Origin of the sequence: Streptomyces sp. McG3, from assembly GCF_018619185.1 — a bacterium.
Lineage (GTDB): Bacteria > Actinomycetota > Actinomycetes > Streptomycetales > Streptomycetaceae > Streptomyces.
The window spans coordinates 1-24,953 of the sequence record NZ_JAAXYC010000008.1; the positions used below are offsets into that span (position 1 = coordinate 1).

At 69.5% G+C, this 24,953-nt stretch carries 22 protein-coding genes, 1 tRNA gene and 1 pseudogene; 5 read left to right on the plus strand and 19 right to left on the minus strand.

What is annotated here, in order from left to right:
• Together HET64_RS02490 and HET64_RS02495 are read left to right on the plus strand one after the other, a co-directional pair.
• Positions 1 to 895: pseudogene (locus tag HET64_RS02490) on the plus strand (hypothetical protein); the annotation flags it as partial.
• Complete coding sequence (locus HET64_RS02495; RefSeq protein WP_129856943.1) at positions 879 to 1,643, plus strand: TatD family hydrolase; 765 nt, start codon at positions 879 to 881, stop codon at positions 1,641 to 1,643. The pseudogene HET64_RS02490 and the gene HET64_RS02495, both read left to right, overlap by 17 nt.
• Before the next feature lie 48 nt (positions 1,644 to 1,691).
• Here HET64_RS02495 and HET64_RS39570 read toward each other — a convergent pair whose 3' ends face one another.
• Both HET64_RS39570 and HET64_RS02505 read right to left on the minus strand, forming a co-directional pair.
• Entirely contained in the window at positions 1,692 to 2,519 is an 828-nt protein-coding gene (locus tag HET64_RS39570; RefSeq protein ID WP_285801820.1) for a pentapeptide repeat-containing protein, read from the minus strand.
• A 159-nt stretch (positions 2,520 to 2,678) separates the two neighbouring features.
• Positions 2,679 to 4,094, minus strand: coding sequence for a serine/threonine-protein kinase (locus HET64_RS02505; RefSeq protein WP_215101728.1), 1,416 nt, complete (start codon positions 4,092 to 4,094; stop codon positions 2,679 to 2,681).
• A 123-nt stretch (positions 4,095 to 4,217) separates the two neighbouring features.
• On the opposite strand from HET64_RS02505, the gene HET64_RS02510 reads away from it, so the two are divergent.
• Positions 4,218 to 4,562 carry a hypothetical protein gene (locus HET64_RS02510; RefSeq protein ID WP_215101730.1) on the plus strand — a complete coding sequence of 115 codons (345 nt, stop codon included), beginning with the start codon at positions 4,218 to 4,220 and terminating at the stop codon, positions 4,560 to 4,562.
• Here HET64_RS02510 and HET64_RS02515 read toward each other — a convergent pair whose 3' ends face one another.
• The 4 genes from HET64_RS02515 to HET64_RS02530 form a co-directional block, all read right to left on the minus strand.
• Complete coding sequence (locus HET64_RS02515; RefSeq protein WP_215101732.1) at positions 4,563 to 5,444, minus strand: IS5 family transposase; 882 nt, start codon at positions 5,442 to 5,444, stop codon at positions 4,563 to 4,565.
• Positions 5,445 to 5,472: 28 nt separating this feature from the next.
• Positions 5,473 to 6,858 carry a hypothetical protein gene (locus tag HET64_RS02520; protein ID WP_215101734.1) on the minus strand — a complete coding sequence of 462 codons (1,386 nt, stop codon included), beginning with the start codon at positions 6,856 to 6,858 and terminating at the stop codon, positions 5,473 to 5,475.
• 963 nt (positions 6,859 to 7,821) lie between these two features.
• Positions 7,822 to 8,511, minus strand: coding sequence for a class I SAM-dependent methyltransferase (locus tag HET64_RS02525; protein WP_215101736.1), 690 nt, complete (start codon positions 8,509 to 8,511; stop codon positions 7,822 to 7,824).
• Positions 8,512 to 8,633: 122 nt separating this feature from the next.
• Positions 8,634 to 9,086: a hypothetical protein gene (locus HET64_RS02530; protein ID WP_215101738.1), complete on the minus strand. Its 453-nt coding sequence runs from the start codon at positions 9,084 to 9,086 to the stop codon at positions 8,634 to 8,636.
• Positions 9,087 to 9,296: 210 nt separating this feature from the next.
• Here HET64_RS02530 and HET64_RS02535 point away from each other — a divergent pair, with 210 nt between their 5' ends.
• A complete protein-coding gene (locus HET64_RS02535) occupies positions 9,297 to 10,559 on the plus strand; it encodes a helix-turn-helix transcriptional regulator (RefSeq protein ID WP_215101740.1) in 1,263 nt (420 codons plus the stop codon).
• 152 nt (positions 10,560 to 10,711) lie between these two features.
• On the opposite strand, the gene HET64_RS02540 is transcribed toward HET64_RS02535, so the two are convergent.
• The 5 genes from HET64_RS02540 to HET64_RS02560 all read right to left on the minus strand — a co-directional run bounded on the left by HET64_RS02540 (position 10,712) and on the right by HET64_RS02560 (position 13,617).
• Entirely contained in the window at positions 10,712 to 10,921 is a 210-nt protein-coding gene (locus tag HET64_RS02540) for a DUF397 domain-containing protein (protein WP_215101742.1), read from the minus strand.
• Positions 10,911 to 11,258: a hypothetical protein gene (locus HET64_RS02545; protein ID WP_215101744.1), complete on the minus strand. Its 348-nt coding sequence runs from the start codon at positions 11,256 to 11,258 to the stop codon at positions 10,911 to 10,913. Before HET64_RS02545 ends, HET64_RS02540 begins: the two co-directional genes overlap by 11 nt.
• A 332-nt stretch (positions 11,259 to 11,590) precedes the next feature.
• A tRNA-His gene (locus HET64_RS02550) sits at positions 11,591 to 11,663 on the minus strand.
• 120 nt (positions 11,664 to 11,783) lie between these two features.
• Positions 11,784 to 12,389, minus strand: coding sequence for an oligoribonuclease (orn, locus tag HET64_RS02555; RefSeq protein WP_215101746.1), 606 nt, complete (start codon positions 12,387 to 12,389; stop codon positions 11,784 to 11,786).
• 10 nt (positions 12,390 to 12,399) lie between these two features.
• Entirely contained in the window at positions 12,400 to 13,617 is a 1,218-nt protein-coding gene (locus HET64_RS02560) for a helix-turn-helix domain-containing protein (RefSeq protein ID WP_018959415.1), read from the minus strand.
• A gap of 1,049 nt (positions 13,618 to 14,666) precedes the next feature.
• On the opposite strand from HET64_RS02560, the gene HET64_RS02565 reads away from it, so the two are divergent.
• Positions 14,667 to 15,188 carry a universal stress protein gene (locus HET64_RS02565; RefSeq protein ID WP_026290787.1) on the plus strand — a complete coding sequence of 174 codons (522 nt, stop codon included), beginning with the start codon at positions 14,667 to 14,669 and terminating at the stop codon, positions 15,186 to 15,188.
• A gap of 124 nt (positions 15,189 to 15,312) precedes the next feature.
• On the opposite strand, the gene glmS is transcribed toward HET64_RS02565, so the two are convergent.
• The 8 genes from glmS to HET64_RS38655 form a co-directional block, all read right to left on the minus strand.
• On the minus strand, positions 15,313 to 17,142 hold the full coding sequence (gene glmS / locus HET64_RS02570; protein WP_215101748.1) for a glutamine--fructose-6-phosphate transaminase (isomerizing): 1,830 nt from the start codon (positions 17,140 to 17,142) through the stop codon (positions 15,313 to 15,315).
• Between the two features lie 75 nt (positions 17,143 to 17,217).
• The gene (locus tag HET64_RS02575; RefSeq protein WP_003968990.1) at positions 17,218 to 17,493 is read right to left on the minus strand and encodes a hypothetical protein; all 276 of its coding nucleotides are present in this window, start codon (positions 17,491 to 17,493) and stop codon (positions 17,218 to 17,220) included.
• An 86-nt stretch (positions 17,494 to 17,579) separates the two neighbouring features.
• Positions 17,580 to 18,467, minus strand: coding sequence for a DUF4429 domain-containing protein (locus HET64_RS02580; protein ID WP_215101750.1), 888 nt, complete (start codon positions 18,465 to 18,467; stop codon positions 17,580 to 17,582).
• Positions 18,468 to 18,578: 111 nt separating this feature from the next.
• The gene (locus HET64_RS02585; protein WP_215101752.1) at positions 18,579 to 20,357 is read right to left on the minus strand and encodes an IucA/IucC family siderophore biosynthesis protein; all 1,779 of its coding nucleotides are present in this window, start codon (positions 20,355 to 20,357) and stop codon (positions 18,579 to 18,581) included.
• A complete protein-coding gene (locus tag HET64_RS02590; RefSeq protein WP_215101753.1) occupies positions 20,354 to 20,923 on the minus strand; it encodes a GNAT family N-acetyltransferase in 570 nt (189 codons plus the stop codon). The genes HET64_RS02585 and HET64_RS02590 overlap by 4 nt, the downstream gene beginning before the upstream one ends.
• Positions 20,920 to 22,197, minus strand: coding sequence for a lysine N(6)-hydroxylase/L-ornithine N(5)-oxygenase family protein (locus HET64_RS02595; RefSeq protein WP_215101755.1), 1,278 nt, complete (start codon positions 22,195 to 22,197; stop codon positions 20,920 to 20,922). The genes HET64_RS02590 and HET64_RS02595 overlap by 4 nt, the downstream gene beginning before the upstream one ends.
• Positions 22,181 to 23,629 carry an aspartate aminotransferase family protein gene (locus tag HET64_RS02600; RefSeq protein WP_215101757.1) on the minus strand — a complete coding sequence of 483 codons (1,449 nt, stop codon included), beginning with the start codon at positions 23,627 to 23,629 and terminating at the stop codon, positions 22,181 to 22,183. The genes HET64_RS02595 and HET64_RS02600 overlap by 17 nt, the downstream gene beginning before the upstream one ends.
• Before the next feature lie 374 nt (positions 23,630 to 24,003).
• Positions 24,004 to 24,636, minus strand: coding sequence for a hypothetical protein (locus HET64_RS38655; protein ID WP_251144673.1), 633 nt, complete (start codon positions 24,634 to 24,636; stop codon positions 24,004 to 24,006).
• Positions 24,637 to 24,953: the final 317 nt, after the last annotated feature.

Here is a 24,953-nt window from a genome sequence, read left to right on the forward strand (position 1 = left end):
GGCCCAGACCCCCCTCCCACCCGCCGACGACGTCATGCTCCTCAGCGGCGGCCTCGATTCGCTGTGCGGTGCCATCGACCAACTTCAGGACGGCACCGAACGGATCCACCTCAGCCACTACGACGGCAGCACCGCGGTACGCCGCGCACAGACCACCGCCAGCTTCTGGCTGCGCAGCCATGCCTCCCATCCTCTGCGACACCGCACCATCAAGATCCGCCAGAACGGCCCGGCTGAACCCACCTCCCGCAGCCGGAGCCTGCTGTTCGCCGCGCTCGCAGCCGCGACCGCGGCCACCGCCTCAAGCCCGCAGGTCACGGTGCCCGAGAACGGATTCACGAGCATCAACCCACCGCTGACCACCGCACGCGGCGGCACCCTCACCACCCGGTCCACCCACCCCGGAACCTTCCATCGCCTCAACGCCCTCCTAGCCGCCCTCGACATCCCCGTCACCATCGCCAACCCCTATCTCCACTGCACCAAGGGAGAGCTACTGCAACGGGCCCACGACCAGGCCGGGGACGCGCTCCTCGCAGCGGCAGCCGCGACACTGTCCTGCGGCAAACTCGACGGAGCCCGCTACCCGGGCGGCAACGCCAACCTCAACTGCGGCCTATGCGTGGCCTGTCTGGTGCGCCGAGGTTCCTTCACCGCCGGCCCCCACTCCGACCCCACCGTGTACCTCGTCGACCACCTTGCAGGCCCCCCGCGTGAGAAGCTGCTCAGGAACCGCCGCAAAGACCTCACGGACGTCCAACAAGCTGTCCTCAGCGGCATCGACGAGATCGATATTCTTGCCGTGGGTGATCTGCCCCCGGAGACCGACTTCGACGCCATCGTGGAACTGTGTCAGCGAGGCCTTCAGGAACTGAGCCGTGTCCCTCTTCCCTAACGAGCTCCCCGCGCTGGACTGTCACGCCCACATCGCCCCCGATGTGACCGCCCCCCAGATCGACGCACTGAACGGGGCCGTTGTCTTCGCGGTGTCCCGCACACCGGCCGAGGCCAGCCACGCCCTCCGACGCCGGGACACCACCCTGGTCTGGGGCACTGGCGTGCACCCGGCGGTGCCCGCCGCTCTCAAAGCCTTCACCCCGCAGCAGTTCCGCACCACACTGCAGCAGACCTGCCTCATCGGAGAAGTCGGCCTCGACCGCCGCGGCAGCCTCGAACTGCAGCGTTCCGTACTCACTCAGATCCTTGCCGCCGCACATGACGAACCGGTCATCCTCTCACTGCACAGCAGCGGACGCACCGGCCCTCTGATGGACCTGCTCACCAGCCACCCGCATCCGGGGATCATCCTGCACTGGTTCCTCGGCAGCCCCGCCGAGCGAAAGCAGGCCATCAACATGGGCGCCTACTTCTCGGTGAACGCCGCCATGCCCGACGAGGCCCTCGCCACCCTCCCCCTCCAACGCCTACTGCCCGAGACCGACTTTCCCGCCAGCAGACGGGCCACCGGTGCGACCCGCCCAGGAGCCGTAGCCCCGCTTGAGCAGCGTCTGGCCGAGCTCCACGCCACGACACCACAGATGATCAGACGCCGCTTCTGGCAGAACCTGCGCGAACTGACCACCCGCACCCAGGTCCTGGACCGCCTGCCGGAACCCATCGCGAACTGGGCACTAGAAGCCTGAACCCACCGCCTCCGGTGCACCATGTTCACGACCGCTCAAGGGGGGCCTTCACACGCTCGGGGTGAGGCGTGCAGCGACTGCGCTGTCTGCGGCAACAGCCGCCGGCAGTCGGCACCCAAGCAGACTGCCAGCCTGAAGGAGCTGCGCGACGGTCAGCCCCAGTGCCGAGGACAGATCCGCGCCGGTGAGATCCGCGCCGGTGAGATCGGCACCCTTGAGTTTCGCACCGCGCAGGTCTGCATCTCTGAGAGTGGCGCCCTCCAGCCGCGCACCGTTCAGATGCGCATCAACCAGCTGCACCTTGCGCAGATGAAGACGGGCCAGGTTCACAGGCACACGACTGCCACCACGAGGGCGCTCCACCGTCAACGCACGAAGCGCCTCCTGGACATGCTCCTCCGGCTTTTCGGCCAGTTTCGTCGCCTCAAGCCGCGACGTCACCGCGGCCTGGGAATGCTTGCGCACAAAGGAATTGAGTACCCGCGCCGCATGATCGCCCTGATCCGGCGCATCCTGCACAATCTGCTCCATCGCCAGGACACCTCCGAGACGTACATACGGCTCGCTCGAACTCAGCCGCTCCAACGCCTTAGTGAAGCGATCGGTGACCTGTCCCCGCCGAGTGAGCCGGAACGTACGGGCCGTATAGGTCAGGGCGATGCCGGCCCCGACAGCAGCAACAACCTGAACGACAGCAAGACGCAACTGGCCCACGGCCGCTGCCCGTGCAGCAGCGTCCAGAGCAGACCAATCATCGCTCGTCACCCAGCGCGCCAGACGCCCAGTGAGTGGAGTGAAAACAACAGCCAACACTCCGCAGAGCAGCCCCGCACCAATTACTGTCAGGACACTCAACCGCGCCCGCTTCCACCACATGCGACGTTTTTACCGGACTGGCCCCAGGCGTGCACACCTTCCAGTCCTGCCCGGACCGCGGACCCTGGGTCGGGGTAGGTGCTGTAGACGCGTCGGCCGGGCGTGATCCGATCCCTTATGAACGGCGGGATCCACCTGCCGCTGGCCGCCGGACCTGATTCAGCCGAGCTCGGCGAGGGCCGCGTAGATCGCACTTCGCAGGCTCACATCGACACCGCGTTCGTCGGTGAGCTCGGCGAAGTGCCGTGCGCTGTGCGGGTGCTGGCGCAGGACCGAGGCGACCACAGCCGCGGGCTGCCCCTTCAAGGTGCGCAGCCACTCCCTGATCAAGTTCTGCGGCTTCCACTGATCACACGCGCCGTCCCACTCGCACATGCTGTCCGCTGCGGCATCCAGGAGGGCCCACCGCTCTTTCCGTCCTGCGGCGGTGGCAGCAGCCAGCAGCCAGCAGATGGCTCGGTCTATCTCCTCGACCCGCGGCCAGTTGCCGTGCTCGTCTCCTCGGGCATGGGAGGCCAGTGCCCTGAACACCGTAACCGTCCGTGGTGCGTCCGACAGCAGCACAGGGCGGGCGGCCTTGATGTCGAGCGCGGTGACTGCTTCCAGGTAGAGCTCGTAGTCGCCGGGTCGGTCGGCCGCGAGGTCGAGCAGCTGCCCAGCTGCCGCCACCTCGCCGGCGGCTGCGGCCTCAAGCAGCCGCCGGGCGCGGACGATAGGCAGCCCGACGGCCGGGGACGTCTCCCTCTCAACCAGGTCAAGGAAGGCACCGACGTCTTGGGGCCTGCGGGAAGGGGTGAGATGCGTGGCCCGGCGTACGACGCCGTACCACGGGCCCGGCGGCGGGAGCAGCGGGACGTTGGGTTGGGGCCAGGTACCGGTGAGGATCCACCCGATGAGCTGGCCGAGGCTGTAGATGTCGCTCGCGAAGGTCGCCTCGTGCGCACCGACTGACAGTTCCGGGGCGGCGAACCCCTCGGTGCCGATCGCGCCGTGGGTGAGGACGCCCAGGTCGCTGGTCTGACCGCGTGGTCGGCGCGCGATGCCCCAGTCGGCCAGCACCCACCGGTCCTCCAGGTAGAGGACGTTGGACGGCTTGATGTCCCGGTGCAGCCACCCGTGCTCGTGCGCTGCGGTGAGCGCCGAGGCGACGGCGTCCACCAAGGCCCGAAGCCTGCCTGCCTCCTGGAGCTCAGAGCGTAGGTCCTGGGCGGTGGCCTCGGCCATTGGCATCACGAACCAGGCGTGATCCGGGCTGAAGTCGAGCACCGACATCACGTGAGGGTGGCCGCCCAGCCGCTGCGCAAGCTCGATCTCCCGGGCCATGCGCCGACGCTCCCGGGACCCCTTACCCAAGCGGCGCTTGAACGCCACGACGACGCGCGATGCCTTGTGTATAGCACGGAAGACCTCGGCCTGCCCGCCCTCCGCCAGCGGCAGTCGTTCGAGCCGGTAGTCCTTCTTCTCTCCACGGGCGGAGCCGCTCACCTGCCCGTACTCCTGCGCCCCCGCCCCGACCAGGGCGGTGTCCCCTTCGGGGGACTCAGTGGCCAGCTGGGGGTTGGTGAGCTTGACCACGACAGGGCGGACGCTGGAAGGGTGGTTGTCCGGGAGGGAGGCGAGCAGGTAGACAGGCCCATCGGCGTTGTCGGTCTGGGCTAGGTTCTGTCCGGCGGATCATGGCGGCATAGGCTTCAGGCCATGCACAGCACCCTGACGGAGCACGCCAGATGTCTCTACGGAGACGAGTACCGACCCACGTCGGAGTGCGGGCTCGAACACGGGGAGCACCATTTCGTCGAGGAGCTGACGTTCGCCGACGCGGATTCGATCCTTGCCATGCTTCGTGAACTCTGTCCGCACGTGGTGGATGGCTGCTTGCCTGTTTGGATCCGAAATCTGGCCTATCGGCTGGTGCTCTTGCAGCGGCCGGACGAACCGGCACTGCTGCGGGAGGCTGCCGAGAATCTGTGGATGCACGGCCGGGACTGGGACCACATTGCAGAGGACCTCAAGAAGCGGGCCGACGCTCTGGAAGCCGACTGATCACGGCCTGAGCCAAAGGCGGATCGACGCGATCGTGACGGTGCCATGGAAGACGTAGGCGCGCTTGTCATACCGCGTTGCCACAGCCCGGGAGTGCTTGAGTCGGTTGATCGTGCGCTCGACCTCGTTCCTGCGCTTGTACATCTCTTTGTCGAAGCCAGCGGGTCGGCCTCCTCGGCTGCCGCGTCGCCGACGGTTGGCCCGCTGGTCCTTCGGTTCCGGGATGGTGTGTTTGATCTGCCGTCTGCGCAGGTAGCAGCGATTGCGGCGAGAGCTGTACGCCTTATCGCCGCCCACATGGTCAGGGCGGGTGCGCGGATGACCAACGCCGGGGCGCTTGATCCGGATCCGTTCGAGGACGGGTACCAGCTGAGGGCTGTCGCCCCACTGACCCGGCGTGATCAGGAAGGCCAGTGGACGGCGGCCGCCCTCCCCGGCTAGGTGGATCTTGGAGGTCAGACCGCCCCGGGACCGGCCGAGTCCTTCGTCGGGACGGTGCTGCCGGGGCGTTGATCTCCGTTTCGGTATACGGGGTGTTCTGCGTGGTGCACCGGCAGCGTGCTGGTGGGCCCGGCATGAGGTGGAGTCCACGCTCACCATGCTCCAGTCGATGCACCCCTGAGAGTCGGCCTCGGCCTGGACGGCCTGGAGGATCCTTTCCCAGGTGCCGTCCGCCGACCACCGGCGGTGGCGCTCGTACACGGTTTTCCAGCTCCCGAACCGCTCCGGCAGATCCCGCCACGGGACACCTGTGCGGACGCGGAACAGGATCCCGTTGATTACCGTTCGGTGATCAATCCAACGTCCACCCCGGCGCCCGGTCTTCGGCAGATGTGGGGCAAGTTGCACCCACTCGTCGTTCGTCAGATCGCCCCGCCCCACGACCACCACGATGGCCCACGGGAGGCGATCACATGATCCGCCGGACAGAACCTAGGCCGAAGACCTGGGAGAGCCGGAGATCGGCCATCGTCTCGGCGGAGCGGTCTGCGATCAAAGTGCGGTGCAGCAGGACGTGGTTGCCCGACCCGTCGGGGGAGGCGCTGAGCACGCTGCCGCGCCCGTCGGCCAGCAGGTGCGCCGGGTAGTGTCCGGCGGTGGGAATCCAGTCCTCACGGCGGCCGGCATCCGTGCTCCGTCCCAGGTCCACCACGGCACTGCTCCCGCCCGCTGCGAGGAAAAAGCGACGCCCTTCCAGCCAGACGGCCGACCGGACCGCTGCCTCGAAGGCGATGGGGTAGCGCAGCTGGTTGCCGAGCTCACCACCGACGCGGGTCAGAGCGAGCGTGCCGTCACCGGCACCGAACGTGACACCGGAACCGGAAAGCACCCACGGCTCCCCGCCTGGGCCCGCCAGCAGCTGGGCTCCCTCCTCAAAGGCACCGGCCAGGACGGTCAGTGCGCCCTCGTGCCAGCGGACCAGCGCCGACCCGCACATCACCAGCAGCGCATCGTCGGGCTGAAGCAGCGCGGCTCCGTGACACCCGGACAGCTTCAGGCGCCAGAGCGCGGCCCCGCGCATGCCGATCGACGACACACCGTGGGCGCCGGTGATCAGCAGGCTGGTTCCGCCCGGTCGGCCGTTCCCGCCCGGCCACGAAAGGACTGTGAGGCCCGAGGGAGCATCCGCCAAGGCCCGACCCATGAAAAGCACCTCAGCGGCCAGCGGTGCCTGAGCCTGCATCTCCACCCGAACCGTTGGGCTCAGACGCGCCGCAGGCGTCATCGGCCATGCATGGTCCGGCGGGGAGGCGGTGCACAGCAGCTGAGCGAGCTCAACGTGTGGCTGGCGCTGCCGGAAGGTGTCGCGGATCAGCTCCGGCAGGGACCGCAGGCCGGCCACGGCCGCGTCCAGATGAGTTCGGTCCAGCACCACGCCGAAACCCCGCACGGCGTCCTCGACCCGGTCCAGATCCTCGTCGTCGGGCGTGACCGTGGCTGTCCACCACAGCAGAGCCCACCGCTCGGACTCCAGCCCCGACCGGCGTGCGGAGAGCACCGCCCGGCCCATAGCATCCTTCGCGCCGATGGCCAGGCTGAGCAGATAGTCCCGCCCTTCGTACTCGAAGCCGAGCCCGGGAAGCCCCTCAAGGTCGACGCGCTGCACGGCTCCATCGGCGCTGACCTGACTCAAGAGAGCGGCCACCAGCTCGGCTAGAGCTGCGTACTTCTCCGCATCGGTTACGGTGTCGTCCGTGGCCCACTGGCCGTAGTCGGCCAGCAATGCCCGTGCCTCATCCACGCTGTTCGTGTTCTCCCGCTCCCCGGTGCCGACGCCCGGGTGCGGGGTCAGCATGAGCGCATTGTGTCCCATCGCGGCCTTGCGGCGCCGGTGTCTGCAGTATCTGTGTGCCTGCGGACGATGGCGAAGCCGGGGGCGGCACAAGATCACACCCGGTCAGAGTGCGATAGCGCAGGGCATCAGCGGTCAACCCGTACCCGAGCTCCGCACTGGCCAGGGGCACCAGCGCGGCCAGCAGCACCAGGAACCACCGGGGCCAGTCACAGGTTTGGGTGTACGGCAAAAGTCGGCCCGCCTGATCAGCGCGGGGCGGTCTTCCGCGGTTCCGTCAGACCCGGGCGAGGTGGTTCAACATGTTGAGGGCGGCGGTCGTGACCGTGAGGGCGGTGTACAGGCCGAGAACCTCGTGGATGGTCGGGTGGGCCAGACGCGGCCAGTCGGCCGGTGCGGCAGGCCAGGAGGCAGGTGCACCTCCGCGGCGGCCGGGCCCAGGTCGGCGGTGACGTTCCAGACGCTGAGGGAAGCCGACTCCCAGCTGAGGCGCATGCGTGCCGCGCACCCCATGCCGAGCGGTGTACGCGGCGCACTGGTATCGCAGAGGGGTGCCGTGTCGAGTTGACGGTGGAGGCGCTGGCCCGCGCGGTGGGCTCCCGCATCGGGGATGCCCACCGCGACGAGGACTTTGCCTGACCGGTCAGTGGCCGGCCCCGGGCCGGCCACCGGCGGGCCGACAGTGGCCGAAGGGGCGGGCTGATCGGGTACCTGGCCCAGGGCCCGGATGCGCCGGCATTTAGCGATGGATCCGGGCTCAAGCGAGCTACCTCTTCAGGGAAATGTCAGTGGCATGGGTGATGATGACCGCCGTCGTACTGATTGACCTGTGACGGCTGACTTGCTGGGCCTCGCGTACCCCCAAGCGAGTGGGCAGCGGAACGATGAGAGGGGTGGGCACCACAGCCTCGTCGCCTAAGAGGTTAATCCGCAGGCCCGAGGGCAGCGGCATTCGGAGCCCTCAGCTCAAGCCTGCCGGACGGCGGTCACGAGCAGTGTGTCCGCGCTGCGCGGCGCGTCAGTGGTCGACGGCAGCCTGTCGATGCCGATCCGGGTGAACCCGGCCTCGTCGAGCACCTTTGTCCAGACCTGTTCCTGGAGTACCCAGCGGCGCATCGTGGTCGCCTCCCCGCCAGGGGTTCTTGCCGGGACGTCGGCAGGCATGACGTCTCCTGCCGCAGGTGCGCCGCCGAGGTAGTGGGCGAGCGTGGAGAACACCAGCCGGCCGCCGGGACGCAGTGCTGTGGCCACGGACGGCAGCAGCTCGTGCGGGTCGGTGAAGTCGACCGCGCCGAAGACGCTGTACAGCACGTCGTACGTCTCGGGCGCCGTCCGTGCATGCTTCACGGCATCGGACCCGATGATGCGCAGGCGCGGCGCGAGGTGGCCGAATAGGCCGGTGGCCATGGCGTACTGCGCGGGTGAGGCATCGACGGCATCAACTCGGGCGGGGGAAAGACGGGTCGCGAGGTGGGCGGCCTGCCGGGCAGCGCCTGCTCCGAGGTCTCCGACGACCTTGCCCGCCAGGTCGCCCAACAGCTCGGGGCCGGGGCCGCCGTCTTGACTCCAGATCCAGTGGAAGGTGCCGGGGACGGCGCGGTTGTGCTCGGCATGCTTGCGGCCGTAGTGGTGCCAGAGGTCTGTGGTGGTGATCACCCGCATCATCCTGGCGGTTGCCGTCCGTCGCCGGGCCGGCTCCGGGGAATCTCACCCACGTGAGAGCCGGGCCCCGGTCAGAATCGGCGCGGGGCCCGGCGGGGCGTTCAGCCCAGTGTGAGTCAGTGCGAGTCGTTGCCGGGGTGGCAGGGGCCGCAGTCGGCGGCGTCCGCCCACAGCGGCAGGTCGACATCCCAGCCGTCGGCTGCGATCAGGTCCGCCGTCCGCAGCACGGAGCCGTCGTTCTTGAAGTCGATGTCCGGAACGTGGTGCAGGAAGTGTCCGCCGTTGAAGCGTTCGCACAGCGTGGCGTAGGCCACAGTGTCCAGGATGATCGTGTGGACACCGATGTCGACGATCTTGCTGGGTGCGAGTCCCAGCGCCTGGCCCCGGTGATTCATCGCGGTCAGCAGGTAGGCGTAGCCCTGTCCGAGGACCCGGGCCGCCATGACCGAGTCGTAGGGGTATTCGCGCATGAGGAGCCCGACCTGCTTGTCCCACAGGTCGGCCGGTACGACGTCCCGCGCAGAGCGGATCGGGTCGGTGACCGGAGAGGTTGCAACAGCCGTTGCCATGATGCCTCCGATGGACGAGGCCCCGCGGTCCGGGGCACTGCACCCAGGACACCGCGCCGCCCCGCCCAGCGGGGGCCAACGGCCGGCTGTGCAAAGGCTTTGCACGTCGTGCAAGCGGTCTCGACGGCCCCGTCTGCCGACCGTACGGTGGGGGCCCCGGTCGTGCGGCGTGGGAGGGGACCTGTGCCTGGTGACCTTTGGAACACCCCCATGGTGCGCGAGTTAGCCGCGCAGCGGCGCCCCGGCGCGCTCATCCGTCTCGGCCGCGAACACCGCGCCTGGACTCTCGCCGCCCTCGGGGACCGGATCGGCTGCTCAGCCGCCACGGTGTCCCGGCTGGAGCGCCGCAACAGGGTGGCCGACCTGGCCTTGGTGCACCGTGCAGCACTGGAAGTCGGCGTCCCACGACACGTCTTGGTGCGTTCCCTGGCGCCACCCGCCCCGACCGCGTCGGCGGCCACTAGAGTGACGGCCAGTCCGCACGCCGAGGAGGACCCGATGCGCCGCCGCACGCTGATCACCGCCACGGCGGTTGCCGGACCAGCCGCCCTGCTGCCGGGGTTGGACGAAGCCCTGGCCGACACCCCCAGCCCCACCGGCGGCGGTTCGCTCGACGCCCGGCTGGCCACCGCTCGTGAGTTGTACGACAAGGGCGCGCACGGGCGTCTCCTCACCGCGCTGCCCGGCCTCATCGGTGATGGCCACTCCGCCGCGTCGTCGCGCCGGGAGCTCGATCAGGCCCGGCTCTCGTCCGTCTACAGTCTGACCGCCTCGGTGCTGAGCAAGCTCGGCTCGTACGAGCAGGCCCGGCTCACCGCGGACCGCGCCCGCACCTGGGCCGAGGTATCCGGCTCGCCTCTCGCGTCCGCAGCCGCAGCCCGAGAGCTGGCGATCGTGCTGCGTCACCAGGACCGCTCTGAGGAAGCCCAGCGCCTCATAAGGGCGGCGGCCACCGGAGTGGAGGCCACGGGCCTGCGTACCGACGCTTCGGCGTCCGCGTACGCGCAGATGCTCTGCACTCTGGCGTACACCGCTGCTCGCGGGGGGCACCGGACGGACGCGTTGGCGATGACCGAAGAAGCCCGTCGTGCTGCCCGCCGGCTGCCGCCGAACGCCCCTGTCGGCCGTCTGTTCCCCATCACCCCTGCCGCCGTTGACCTGTACGCCGTCGGCGTCCACTGGGCGCTCGGTGACGCCGGGGCCGCGCTGGAGGCCGGAAGGGACCTGCGACCCGAGCAGTTCCCGACGGCCGAGCGGAAGGCACGGTTGGGCACCGATATGGCTCGGGCCTGGTGGGCCTGGCAGCGTCCCGCGCAGACCGCCCAGGCGCTGCTGACCGCATACCGCTCCAGCCCGGGAGAAGTCCGAGACCGGCCTGCCATCCGCCGCATCGTTGCCGAACTGGCAGGGCGGCACCCGCGCACCACCGGGGTCAGGGAGTTGCAGACCGCTGTATCACTGCGGTCTCTTTAACGGGCGCAGTCCGGGGACCGCGCCCCGTGGTGCGCGTACGCTCGTTCGAGTCGAGACGGTAGATACCCCGCGCGGTGGCTTCGCGCGGGGCATCAATCGCTCGGTGGTGCGGGTCAGGCGATCGAGGCGGTGAACGCCAGGCCGCTTTCTGGTTAGTGCTCGGCTGTACCGGAATCGAGGTCGCCGGAGCGCATCAGCCCGACGAACGAGGTCCAGGCGGCGGCCGGCACGACGAGTGCGGGGCCGATCTTGTCCTTCGAGTCGCGGATACCGACATGGTTCGTCAGATTGGGGATCTCGACGCAGGCACCTCCGGTGCCGTCGCTGTACGAGGACTTGAACCAAGCGGACTCAGGGGCCACATCGGGGGCCGTGAATTCTGTATTGATGATCGATCGCCGCTTGCACGATGCACCACAGCAGGCCGTGGCGATTGGCTGTGGACTTCGGCGAGGCCGGTCGACGGAACCACCGCCCTGCCTTCGCGTCCGGCTGGCCTGCTTCCTGAAGCCGAACCCAGTCCTGGACGTCGTCAGCGGTGATGTTCCCGATGGTGGCCGGCATTATCAATCCCGATCGGCTGGTGTGCACCATGAGGGAGATGTGCCGGTCCACCTCGCGCCGGTAGTCGACCCGGGTCCGCGGGTCGATACCGGTGAGCCGGTCGACGTAGCGCCGGGCCCAGTCGGTCAGGAGCACGTCGTCAGGGTCCTGCTCGGGCTCGACGAAGCCCTGGCCGGGGATCCACCCCTAGGGCCACTCCTGCTTGTGGGCGTCGACGAGCTTCTTGAACGCGTCGGCCTGCTCCACGTCCTCGAACCTTTCGGCTTCCCAGGTACCGCCGCCGCTCTCCCTGTAGCCAGCGGACCTGGTAACTCGCCGTTCCGTCCTTGCGGAGCCACTTCCTGATCGTTGCCATGGGGCGCACGCTAGGTCGAAAATCCGGCCGCGTTTGGCCGTGGTTTGGTCAGCCCGGAACACGAAAAAGCCCCTGACCTGCGTTTCCGCAGGTCAGAGGCCTCCCCTTTAAGGGTGAGTAACGGGACTTGAACCCGCGACATCCTGGACCACAACCAGGTGCTCTGCCAGCTGAGCTATACCCACCATGTCGCCCGGTCGTTTCCGACCGGCCGAGAAAAAGTGTACAGGGTCCGGGAGGGTGCTCGCGCCCCCGTTTCCCGGGGCCGGTCCACGGGCGCTTTCGCGCCCGTGACCAGCGGGTTCCTACGGTGCGGCCGGGGCCGACAAGCGCGCCGCGATCTCCTTGGCGCGCTCGGAGTCCGGGCCGGGCTGCGGCACGAAGACCGCCTCCCGGTAGTAGCGGAGCTCCGTGATGGAGTCACGGATGTCCGCCAGCGCCCGGTGGTTGCCGTTCTTGGCCGGGCTGTTGAAGTACGCCCGGGGATACCAGCGCCGGGCCAGCTCCTTGACCGAGGACACGTCCACGATCCGGTAGTGGAGGTAGCCCTCCAGCTCCCGCATGTCCCGCGCCAGGAACCCCCGGTCGGTACCGACCGAGTTTCCGCAGAGCGGGGCCTTGCCGGGCTCCTTCACCTGCTCACGGACGTAGGCCAGGACCTGCTCCTCGGCGTCCGCCAGGGTGGTACCCCCGGCCAGCTCGTCGAGCAGGCCCGAGGCGGTGTGCATCTGCCGCACCACCTCGGGCATGGTCTCCAGGGCCGCGTCCGGCGGGCGGATCACGATGTCCACCCCTTCGCCGAGCACGTTCAGCTCCGAGTCGGTGACCAGGGCGGCCACCTCGATGAGTGCGTCGTCCGTCAACGAGAGCCCGGTCATCTCGCAGTCGATCCACACCATGCGGTCGTTCATGCGCCCCACCCTACGGGGCACTCCGCTGTCCCGGCAGGGCCGGGCGTCCGGGAACGTACGCGTCAGGGCCCGGCAGGGACAGCTCCCCGGACCCCACCGACGCCGCCACCGCGACGGCCGCGGAGGACAGGGGCGAGCCCCGGCGTCCGGACGGTGGCCCCTGGCTGGGCACCATCGTCTCGACCACCGTCGCGGCGCTCTCCGCCACCCCCTGCGGACGACGGGCCCGGTAGGCGGCCCGGTACGCGGCGGGGGAGGAGCCGAGCTGGCGGCGGAAGTGCCCGCGCAGCGCGACCGGGGAGCGGAAGCCGCAGCGGCCGGCGACCTCGTCGACCGAGTAGTCGGAGGTCTCCAGCAGCCGCTGCGCCTGCAGCACCCGCTGGGTGATCAGCCACTGCAGCGGTGCGCTGCCGGTGAGCGAACGGAACCTCCTGTCGAAGGTCCGCCTGCTCATGTAGGCGCGCGCGGCGAGCGTCTCCACGTCGAACTGCTCGTGCAGATGCTCCAGGGCCCAGGCCACGACCTCGGCGAGCGGGTCGGAGCCGATCTCCTCCGGTAAAGACCTGTCCAGGTAGCGCTCCTGCCCGCCACTGCGCCGTGGCGGCACGACGAGCCTGCGGGCGAGTGCCCCGGCGGCTTCCGTGCCGTGGTCGGTGCGGACTATATGGAGGCAGAGATCGATCCCGGCGGCGGTGCCGGCGGAGGTGAGTACATCCCCGTCGTCCACGAACAGTTCGCGCGGATCGACGTGCACCGACGGATAGCGCTTGGCCAGCGTCGGCGCGTACATCCAGTGTGTGGTGGCCGGCCGGCCGTCCAGCAGGCCGGCGGCCGCGAGCACGAAGGCTCCCGTGCACAGACCGACGATGCGGGCGCCCTCCTCGTGGGCGCGCCGCAGCGCGTCCAGTGCCTCGGCGGGCGGCGGCGAGGTGATCGACCGCCAGGCGGGCACCACCACGGTGCCGGCTCTGCTGATCGCCTCCAGGCCGTACGGCGCGGTGAGTTCGAGCCCACCGGTGGTGCGCAGCGGTCCTTCCTCGCCGCCGCAGACCAGCAGGCGGTAGCGGGGAACTCCCGCGTCCTGCCGGTCGATTCCGAAAACGGAGAGCGGGATGGAGCTCTCGAAGATAGGGCCGCCGCTGAACAGCAGCACGGCAACGACTTCCCGGCGTCGCCGCCCGGTCAGCTTGCGTGCGGCCTCCGTCGCGGCGGCGGAGTCCTGGCTCATGACGCTAAGCCCCCCTCGGTGTTCGCGTCTCCCTGGTCCTTACGGGCCTGTCGCTCCTGCACGTTTCCCCTCGGTGTCGCACGTGTCCCCAGTCTCCGATTTCCAAGATCGAATCTACTGCGTCGCGTGGTCCCGCCGTGACACCTTCCCCCACCAGCTCAATGTCGATAAGGAAACGTGGCGTGAAGCGTTCGATCACGAAGCGTTTCACTCGCGAAGCGCACAGGGAAGTGCCCTTCGACAACGTGGCCCGTCCGCGTCGGGTGAAAGCGTACCGCGCGGTCCGTTCCTGCCTGGTGGGCGGTGGGGTGTCCGGCCATCCCGCGAAGGGTTCGGCACCCAGGTGAAGTTGGCTTGAAACCATTGGTTGCGTGTGCTGTATCCGGTCACGCCGGGCGCACAACCGCTGTGTGACGGCCGCGCCGGTGCGCTCCCTCGCCGCCGTGAACCATGGCGTGTTCGGACCGCCGCGGAGGGACTGGGCGGGCCGTTGTGACGTGGGCGGGGCCGAGGTCCCGCAGGGCCGGATTACCGACCGATGGGCCGTGGGGCCCGAGAACCGCGGGTGTCGGGCGCCGGTCGGGGGCGGTCCGGCGGGCCCGGCCGACCGCCGCTCCGGGCCCCGTCGGCCGCCGGTTCGGGCATCGTCGCCCGGTTCGGCTCGAACGGCGACCGCGCCGGGCTCGCCTCGGCGTCACGTCCCGGGGTGACGGCCCGCCGGCGGTGTGGCCAACAGGGACCGGGTCGGGGCCTCGCCGCCGGGTCCGCCGGGCGACCGCCGACCGTCGCGGAAAACAGGACGGCCGGCGGTGTTCGCCCCCTCCGAGGCCCGTGTACGACACAACCGGCATTGCCATCGCGGACAGGCTCGGGCATGCTCCCTGCAGCGTCGCGCACGCTTTTGCGGGGGTCTGGGCGATGGAGGAGTGACGCCGTACCCTTGGGGGTATGGGGTTGGGAAGATGATTCCCGGACAGAGCTTCACCACCAGCTGATGCACCTCTCGAAACCGTTCCCTCCTCACGAGGATTCTCTTCGCCGAGACACCGATGGCCGGTCACGAAATCCCTGAACCCAAAGACCGCAAGCCGGTAGCCGACCCAGGGTCGGAGCCGCGGACGGTCGAAGAAGCACGCCATGCGTGCGATCCCGCCTTCCGGCACGGAGTCGTGGTCGGTTTCGACGGCTCCACGTCGAGCGAGCGGGCTCTCGCCTACGCCATCGGCATGGCCGGCCGGTCGGGCTCCGGCCTGATCATCGTCCATGTCGCCAACCGATTGCCGACCACGGTCTGGGCAGGCTGCGAGCCCCCCGTCTTCGTCGACGTCCCCGATCACCGCACCGAGGTCCTCGGCCTGGAGCTGGCCTGCGCGGACTACCTCTCCGAGGTGCCCTGGGTGCTCGTCGAGCGCGGGGGCGACATCTGCCACGAACTGGAGGAGGTCGGCCGGGAGTACGCCGCCGACGCGATCGTCGTGGGCTCCACGCACGGCATCGTCGGCCGGATCTTCGGGTCGGTGGCCGGCCGCCTCGCCCGCCGGGCGCAACGCCCCGTCATCGTCATTCCCTGAGAGCCCCGGATCCCCGAAGGCCCCCGCGCTTCCTGATGGGCCGCCAGGAGGCCCTGTAGCGGCACGCGTTGGGCCCCGTACCGTCTTCACGAAGGTACGGGGCCCAAGGTCTGTGCACCGCCGTCTACTCGACCGTCACGGACTTCGCCAGGTTGCGCGGCTTGTCGATGTCGCGGCCCATCGCGAGGGCCGTGTGGTACGCGAACAGCTGGAGGGGGATGCCCATGAGGATCGGGTCCAGCTCGTTCTCGTTCTTCGGCACGACGATGGTGTGGTCGGCCTTCTCCTGCACCTGGTGGGCGACGGCGAGGATGCGGCCGCTGCGGGCCTTGATCTCCTCCATCGCGGCGCGGTTCTTCTCCAGCAGGTCGTCGTCCGGCACGATCGCCACGGTCGGCATCGCGGGCTCGATCAGCGCGAGCGGGCCGTGCTTCAGCTCGGAGGCCGGGTAGGCCTCGGCGTGGATGTACGAGACCTCCTTCAGCTTCAGGGAGGCCTCACGGGCCACCGGGTAGCCGCGCACCCGGCCGATGAACATCATCGACTTGGCGTCCGCGTACTCCGCCGCCAGCCGCTTGATCTCGTCCTCGCCCGCCAGGATCTCGCTGATCTGCTCCGGCAGCCGGCGCAGCCCGTCGATGATCCGCTTGCCGTCCGCGACCGACAGGTCACGGATCCGGCCCAGGTGCAGGGCGAGCAGCGCGAAGGCGACCACGGTGTTGGTGAAGCACTTGGTGGAGACCACGCAGACCTCCGGGCCCGCGTGGACGTACGTACCGCCGTCGGCCTCACGGGCGATCGCGGAGCCCACCACGTTGACCACGCCGAGGACCCGGGCGCCCTTGCGCTTCAGCTCCTGGACGGCGGCCAGCACGTCGTACGTCTCACCCGACTGGGAGACCGCGACGTACAGGGTGTCGGGGTCGACGACCGGGTTGCGGTAGCGGAATTCGGAGGCCGGCTCGGCGTCGGCGGGGATCCGGGCGAGCTCCTCGATCAGCTGGGCGCCGATCTGACCCGCGTGGTACGAGGTGCCGCAGCCGAGGATCTTGATCCGGCGCACCCCGCGTGCCTCGCGGGCATCCAGGTTGAGCCCGCCCAGGTGCACGGTGGAGAACCGGTCGTCGATCCGGCCGCGCAGCACGCGGTCCACGGCGTCGGCCTGCTCCGAGATCTCCTTGTGCATGTACGTGTCGTGGCCGCCCATGTCGTACGACTCGGCCTCCCACTCCACGGTGGTCGGCGTGGCCGTCGTGGTCGAGCCCTCCGTGGTGTACGTACGGAAGTCGTCGGCCTTCAGGGTGGCCATCTCGCCGTCGTCCAGCGTGACGACCTGGCGGGTGTGGGCGACCAGGGCGGCGACGTCGGAGGCGACGAACATCTCCTTCTCGCCGATGCCGAGGACGACCGGGGAGCCGTTGCGGGCGACCACGATGCGGTCGTTGAAGTCGGCGTGCAGCACGGCGATGCCGTAGGTGCCCTCGACGTGGCGCAGCGCCTCGCGGACCTTCTCCTCCAGGGTCTCGGCCCGGGCGCGGGCGATCAGGTGGACCAGCACCTCGGTGTCGGTCTCGGAGAGGAAGACGATGCCGTCGGCGGTGAGCTTGGCGCGCAGCTCGGAGGCGTTGTCGATGATCCCGTTGTGGACGACGGCGACCTTGTTCTCCGCGTCCATGTGCGGGTGGGCGTTCTCGTCGCTCGGCGCGCCGTGGGTGGCCCAGCGGGTGTGCGCGATGCCGGTGGTGCCGGCGAAGCGCTTGGGGACCTTGGCCTCCAGCTCGCGGACCCGGCCCTTGGCCTTGACCATCTTCAGCGCGCCCGGCTTGCCCGCCGCCGCCTTGCCGGTGATGACGATGCCCGCGGAGTCGTAGCCCCGGTACTCCAGCCGCTGCAGGCCCTCCAGCAGCAGTGGAGCGACGTCACGCCTTCCGATGTATCCGACGATCCCGCACATGTGTTCTCTGCCCCTCCATCGACGTACACGCATTCCCGTTCGGCGTCCCGCACGGACGCCCGGCCGACCCGGGGGTCAGCCGTAGACGATGCGGCGCAGCTGGCGGAGCGAGAGCTCCGGCGGCGCCACGGCGCGGTGCGGCAGCTCGGCCGCGATCCGCTCGAAGATCTCCGTGTTGACCAGGCCGCCGGACTGCAGTTCGCGGTGGCGGCGCCGGACGAAGTCGTCGGTGCTCTCGTCGAAGTACGCCAGCACGTCGAGGATCACCCGGGCCGCCTCGCCGCGCTGGAGCGCGGTGGAGCGTACGAGGTGATCGATGAGGTCGTCGTGGGACGAGCGGCGTTCAAGCACCCGTCGATATTGCTTGCCGGGGCGCGCTTATGCAAGAAATCTGCCCGATATCGGGCAGGAGGGGCGGGGAAGACTGTCCGATCGCGTCACATGCTGCGCAGAACGGCCTGCTTCGCGGCGCTGAACTCCTCGTCGGTGAGCACTCCGGCCCGGTGCAGCTCGCCCAGCTCCCGCAGCCGCCGCAGCAGCGTGTCGTGGTCGCCCGCGGGCGGCGCGGCGGGGGCCGGCCCGGCCGCCTTGGCCAGGGCGGGGGCCGCCTCCGGGGCGGCCGGCACCGCACGGGTCCCGGGCAGCCGCATCAGCACCGCCGCCGCGACCAGGACCGCCGTGTGCTCCTTCTTGGAGATCCCCCACAGGTCCAGGGCGTACGTGTCGTACTTCGGCGGGGCCGAGACGGGCCCCTCGACCGGCTCGAACCGCAGATAGCCGTTCTCCAGGCCGATCGACGGCATCCACCGCACGCCCGCGATCCGCGACAGCGGGAAGGTGGTCTGCCCCCCGGCGGTCTTGGACTCCTCGGCCTTCCAGTTCCAGGTCAGCCGGACGCTCTCGCCGTCGAAGGACGCCGTCCCGTCGCCGCCCCCGCCGGAGACGGGCAGCTCGGGGCCCGGCAGCAGGAAGCGGTCCACGGGGCCGTCCGGCACCTGCTCGATCAGCAGCGCGTTGCGGACCTCGTCGACGAAGTACTCCGCGACCCCCGTGCGGTCCTTCTCCACGGTCAGCACGTAGGGGTCGGCGCCGTCCTTGAGCCGGCCGTCGGCGGCCCGCAGCACCGGGCAGGCTCCGCCGCGCAGCCGCAGCCGCAGCCGTCCGCCCCTGCGGTCGGGTTCGAAGGAGATGCCCGCCACCGCCTGCACGGGTACGGCTATCTCACCCAGCTCCTGCCGGACCGGGTGCGCCTTTCCCCCCGGCACGATGCGCACGGTGTCCCCGTCGAACGTCCACGTTCCGTCCCGCTGGATGATTTCTGCCATGTCCGTGATTCTGCCAGCCGGCCTCCGGGCCGCGCCGGAGAAGGCGAGCGCCCGGGGGACCGTCCCCGGGCGCTCACCGGTCGGGAGGCCGCCGCGATCCGGCGGCCGGGCTCAGAACCCGGCTATCGGGTTCTTCAGACGGCCCACCAACTGGAGCGCTCCGGCCGGGTCGTTGAGGTCGACCATCTGCTGGTTGTCGCGCAGCTGGAGGCGGTTGAGGCAGGAGAGTGCGAACTCCGCCTCGAACAGGTCGTACCTCCGGAACTTCTCCGCGAGGTACGGCACGGATCCCTGGTAGTCGCGCACACAGGCGGCGACCGTCCGCCAGAAGGTGTCCTCGTCCAGGACGCCCTCGGCGTCCAGGCCCGCGCCCAGGAAGCGGAAGAAGCAGTCGAAGACGTCGGTGAGGACCGACAGCGCCTTCATGTCCTCGGGGACCTCGACCCGGATCCGCTCGACCTGGGGCGGCAGCACCGCGTCCGGGTCCATCACCGCGATCTCCTCGGCGATGTCCTTGAAGATCGTGCGGGTGACGACACCGTCCTCCACGACCAGGATCACGTTCTCGCCGTGCGGCATGTAGACGAGGTCGTAGGCGTAGAAGCTGTGCAGCACCGGCACCAGATAGGCGTCCAGGTAGCGCCGCAGCCACTCCCGCGGGTCCAGGCCCGACTCGGCGATCAGCGCCCCGGCCACCGAGCCGCCCTCGTGGTCGGTGTGGATCAGCGAGGCCATCGTCGCGACCCGCTCGCCGGACCGGAGGCCCGGCACGGGGCTCTCGCGCCAGAGGGCGGCCAGCATCTTCCGGTACGGGGAGCCCTTGACGGTGGCCGCCTCGTAGGACCGGTGGTGGTAGCCGATCGCGGCCCGCTCCCGGATGATCGAGAACCCGAGGCCGCGCAGCAGGTCGTCGCGCTCGATCAGACCGGCCAGCCAGTCGTTGATCGCGGGGGTGGCCTCCATGTACGCGGCGGACAGGCCGCGCATGAAGCCCATGTTCAGGACCGACAGCGCCGTCTTGACGTAGTGCTTCTCCGGGTGGTCGGTGTTGAAGAACGTGCGGATCGACTGCTGGGCGAGATAGCCGTCCTCGCCCTCGCCGAGCACCACCAGATGCCGCGCCGCCAGCTCTCCGGCGAAGCTGACCGCGAGCTTGTTCCACCACTGCCAGGGGTGGACGGGCAGCAGGAAGTAGTCGCCCGGGTCGAGACCGAGCCCGCGCAGCGCGCCGTCGAACCGCTCCCGGGTCGCCTCGCTCAGCTCGTCCTTGACCAGCGCGTCGTAGTCGAGGCCGGCGCCCGCGGTGAAGGTGGCCCGGTCCCGGTGGGCGGCCAGCCAGACGAGCCGGATCTCCGAGGCCGCCTCGGGGGCGTACGCCCGGTACTCGTCCACGCCGAAGCCGAGCCGCCCGTTGTTGGCGACGAAGCACGGGTGGCCCTCGGTCATCCCGGTCTCGATGGCCTGGAATCCGGCGGCGACGAGCTGGCCGGAGGTCACCGGTTCCTTGGTGAGTTTGTAGGCGGTTCCGGCCAGGGTGGAGGAGATCTCCTCCAGGTAGACCGGCAGCACCTCCGCGGAGATCCCGAGGGTGTGCCGCAGCTCGACGAAGAACTCCAGGGTGTCCAGCGGGAGTTCGGAGCCGTGCCGGTGCCGGGTGATGGTCTCGGCGTCGATCTGCCAGTGGTCCAGGGCGAAGAGGCGCGCGGTGAAACGGTACTCGGTGGATGCGTCGTCGCTACGGACGGTGTAGCGGCCGTCGCCGAGCGGCGTGGGGGCCAGCAGCCGTTCATGGCTGAATTCCGCCAGTGCTTTGCGCACCAGCAGTCGGTTTGCGGTGGCCCAGCGCCCGGGGGAGAGGTGGGCGACACTGTCGGTGAGGGCGGTCGTCATCGGTCGTTACCTCCGGTTGCTGCTTCGAACTGCGCACGGGTGCAGGCGCTGAGCAGGGCGTCCTTCTCCGGTTTGGCGATCTCCCGGAGCACCTCGAATCCGACCGCCTTGTTGAGGGCCTGCACCGCGCTGTTGGTGACGTCGGGCTCGACGACGACCCGGCGCACCGACGGGTCGGCGAACAGGAAATCCAGCACGGTGGTGATCACGGCCCGGGTGAAGCCGTGCACCGGGGTGTCGGTGGGGGCGACCAGGAAGTGCATCCCGATGTCGCCGGGCTCCGCCTCGTACAGCCCCTTCAACTCGACCTCGGTGGGGTCGTAGCGCTCGATCAGGAAGGCGGGCACGCCGTCGTGCAGCCCGATGAACGCGTCGTGGTGCGGGTGGGCGGCGATGGACCGGTACTCCCGTTCCACGTCCGCGAGTCCCGCGTCGCCCATCAGCCAGAACGCGGCCTTGGGGTGGGTCACCCAGCCGTGCACCAGCGCGGCGTCGGCGGCGGGGTCCAGCGGGCGGACGGCGAAGGCGCCGAGTCCGTCGGGGCGGGGTTTGTCGGGGCGGCTCATACGGCGAACTCCTGGAAGGCGATGGACTTCTCAACCGGGTAGACCTCACGGCCGAGCAGCTCGCCGATGATGTACGCGTTGCGGTAGGCGCCCATGCCGAGGTCGGGCGAGGTGATCGAGTGGGTGTGCACCGAGGCGTTCTGGAGGAAGACCCCGCGCCCGGTGGTGTCGATGCTGTAGTTGCGGGCCACGTCGAAGCGGCCCCGGCTGTCGTGGCGCAGCCGCCCGCGGATCGGGGCGAGGAAGGCGGGGGCCTCGTACCGGTAGCCGGTGGCGAGGATCAGGCCCTCGGTGGTCAGGGAGTAGTCCTTGCCCTGCTCCTCCTGGCGCAGTCCCAGGCTGTACGCGCCGCCCTCGGCGTCGTAACGCGCGCTGACGAGGGCCGAGTTGGTCAGCAGCCTGGTCGGTGCGGGTCCGGCGATGTTCTTCTGGTAGAGCAGATCGAAGATCGCGTCGATCAGCTCCCCGTCGATGCCCTTGAACAGCCCCTTCTGCCCGGTCTCCAGCCGGTAGCGGGTCTCCTCGGGCAGCGCGTGGAAGTAGTCGATGTACTCCGGGGAGGTCATCTCCAGCGTCAGCTTGGTGTACTCCAGCGGGAAGAACCGCGGGGAGCGGGTGACCCAGTTGAGCCGGTAGCCGTAGGTGTCGATCTCGGAGAGCAGGTCGTAGTAGATCTCCGCCGCGCTCTGCCCGCTGCCGACCAGGGTGATCGACTTCTTCTTCTGGAGGTCGGCCTTCCCTTCCAGGTAACGGGAGTTGTGCAGGAGGTCCCCGCCGAGCCCCTGGCAGGCGTCCGGGATGTGCGGCGGCGTACCGGTGCCGAGGACCAGGTGCCGGGAGCGGAACAGCTCTCCGGAGGCGGTGCGCACGGTGTAGAGCTCGGAGCCCTCGTCGTACGTCACCGTCTCGACGGTCTCGTCGAACCGGATGCTGCTCAGTCGCGCGGCGGCCCAGCGGCAGTAGTCGTTGTACTCGGTCCGCAGCGGGTAGAAGTTCTCCCGGATGTAGAAGGAGTAGAGCCGGCCGCGCTCCTTGAGGTAGTTGAGGAACGAGTACGGCGAGGTCGGGTCGGCCATCGTGACCAGGTCCGACATGAACGGGGTCTGGAGATGGGCCCCTTCGAGGAACATCCCGGCGTGCCACTCGAAGTCCGGCTTGGACTCCAGGAACACGCCGTTCAGCTCGTCGATCGGCTCGGTCAGGCAGGCCAGGCCGAGATTGAACGGGCCGAGCCCGATCCCGATGAAGTCGTGGGGTTCAGGAAGCGCGGTCAAGGGAGTCTCCCAGGTACTTCTCGGCGTGGCCGGAGATCAGATCGAGGACCGCGGCGATGTCGTGCACGGTCGTTTCGGGGTTGAGCAGGGTGAACTTCAGGTACTGGCGGTCGCCCACCTTGGTGCCCGCGACGACCGCCTCGCCGGAGGCGAACAGCGCTTTGCGGGCGTGGAGGTTGGCGCGGTCGACCTCGTCGGGGGAGGTGACGCCGGACGGGATGTAGCGGAAGACGAGCGTGGAGAGCTGCGGCTCGACGACCACGTCGAAGCGCGGGTCGGCGGCGAGCAGCTGCCACCCCTCGGCGGCCAGGTCGCAGACCTCGTCGAACAGCTCGCCGATGCCGTCCGCGCCCATGACGCGCAGCGTCATCCACAGCTTGAGCGCGTCGAACCGGCGGGTCGTCTGGAGGGACTTGTCGACCTGGTTGGGTATCCGCTCCTCGGCCATCCGGCGCGGGTTCAGATACTCCGCGTGATACGTCGCGTGCCGCAGGGTCGCCCGGTCGCGGACCAGCACCGCCGATGAACTCACGGGCTGGAAGAAGGACTTGTGATAGTCCACGGTGACCGAGTCCGCGTGCGCGATGCCTCTCAGCAGTCCGCCCCGTTCACGGGAGGCGAGCAGCCCGCAGCCGTACGCGGCGTCCACGTGCATCCAGGTGGCGAACTGCTCGCAGAGCGCCGCGATCTCGGGCAGCGGGTCGATGGACCCGAAGTCCGTGGTGCCGGCGGTGGCGACGACGGCCATGGGGACGGAGCCCTCGGCGACGCACTGTTCCAGTGCGCGGGCGAGGGCCACGGTCCGCATGCGCTTGTCGCGGTCCACGGGGACGGAGACGACGGCGTCCTTGCCGAGGCCGAGGAGTTTGGCGGACTTCTGGACGCTGAAGTGGCTGCACTCGGAGGTGAAGATCCGCAGCCGGGTGAAGTGCTCCGGCCGGATCTTCGCCTCCTCCCGTGCCAGCAGCAGGGCCTGGAGGTTGGACTGCGTACCGCCGCTGGTGAAGATGCCGTCGGCGGCCGGGCCGAGCCCGATCCGCTCGGTGGTCCAGTCGATCAGGCGGCGCTCGATGAGCGTGCCGCCCGCGCTCTGGTCCCAGGTGTCCAGGGAGGAGTTGATCGCGGAGAGCACGGCCTCGCCGAGCACGGCGGGTATGACGACCGGGCAGTTGAGGTGGCCCAGATAGCGGGGGTGGTGGAAGTAGACGGCGTCGCGGAGGTAGACCTCACCGAGCTCGTCGAGGGCGGCGGCTGCGTCGCCCAGCGGTCGGTCGAGGTCGATCGCGTCGACGACGGGGGAGAGCTCGTCGACACCGACCCCGCTGAAGGGGCGTTCGGTGGCGGCGAGCGTGGCCGCGACCCGTTCCACTCCTGCGAGGAGGGTGTGCCGATAGTGCTCCGCGGTCGTGTTGTTGAGCAGGTGCGAACGCATGTGGGGTCCTCCCGGGTGAGGGGAACTTCATCGCGGCCCTCCGGGCAGGAAGGGGGGACGAGGGCGCGACATCTATGTAAGGCGAGCCTAACCTAACCTTGAACTCGATCGTTCCTCCGGTCCCCCCGGGTGCACCGGTTGTCTGATTTCCGCCCTCCTTGTCTCCAAGGCCGGGCAGTGGGCGTCTTCGCTGGTCACGCAAGCTCTTGAGGGATGCTCGGCAGGGAGCAACGGAGCTCGTCGGTGCGGGCGCTCGCGCACGCGAAAGGCCGCCGCCGCTCCCGTCGGAGCGGGAGCGGCGGCGGCCGAGGGGCGTGTACGGCGTTCAGGTCAGGGGTGTGAACCGCGTCCCGGCAGGCCGGGACGGAGCCGGGTCAGTGCTTCGGGGGGTTGGTCACCACCCAGTCGGAGTCCCGGTAGTGAGTGGAGACCCCGTTCCCTTCCTGGGACTTGTCGGGAGGCCCGGAGCTGGGGAACAGCGACGGTGCGATGGCCCGGCCCAGCCGCTCCTCCCATACGGTCGACCACTTTTCGAGGTCCGGGAAGGCCTCCCGGACCGCCGTCCGGTTGATGAAGCTGTATTTCTGATGGATGAATCCCTTGCGGATGTCCTCATCGCTCAGCTTTCCTGCGCTCTTCAGCTCATCCCACTTCGCGCGGGCCTCGGCCACCATGAGGTCGGACGAGATGTGGAAGTCTCCGTCGCTGGGTCCGAACGGCTTCGCGTTCTCGTCGAGCATCCCCAGTTTGTGCAACGCGTCGAACGGGCGGCGCGCCGGGCGCTCGGCGGGAGGTGTGGAGCCCATCCATTCCTGGAACCTCGCCGACGCGACCGGCTGTCCTGCCAGGTCCCGTTCGGTCGGGAAGTCCTTGTGGCGGCCCGAGAAGAAGAACGCCCATGATCCCTGGAGTCGTACGTCGTAGTCCTGGGGGCGCTCGCAGGCGGAGCACAGGACCTGGAACAGCGAAGCCGACATGCGCTTGAACTGCTGGGGAGTCGTACCCAACGGAGCCTGATAGTGCCGCCACCAGCTGACCTGCTGCCGCGTCAGCCCGAGGAACTCCAGGTCCCGGGGCTGGATGCGGTATCCCGTGTCATCGTGTGGCCATGCGCGACTCCCCTCGCTCTGACGTCCCGGGACCCTGCCGTCGGCGTCGATGAGCCCCTGGGCCTGGGCCCTCTGACGCCTTTGGAGAAAGCCCGGGTCCTCGTCGGCCGACGGACCCGCCAGGACGGCCGGCCCATGGATGCTCGTTGTGACCGGCCAGGAGGTTACCGCCGCGGTCGGGGCAACCGCGGGACCTGACAGAACCAGTGCCGCAA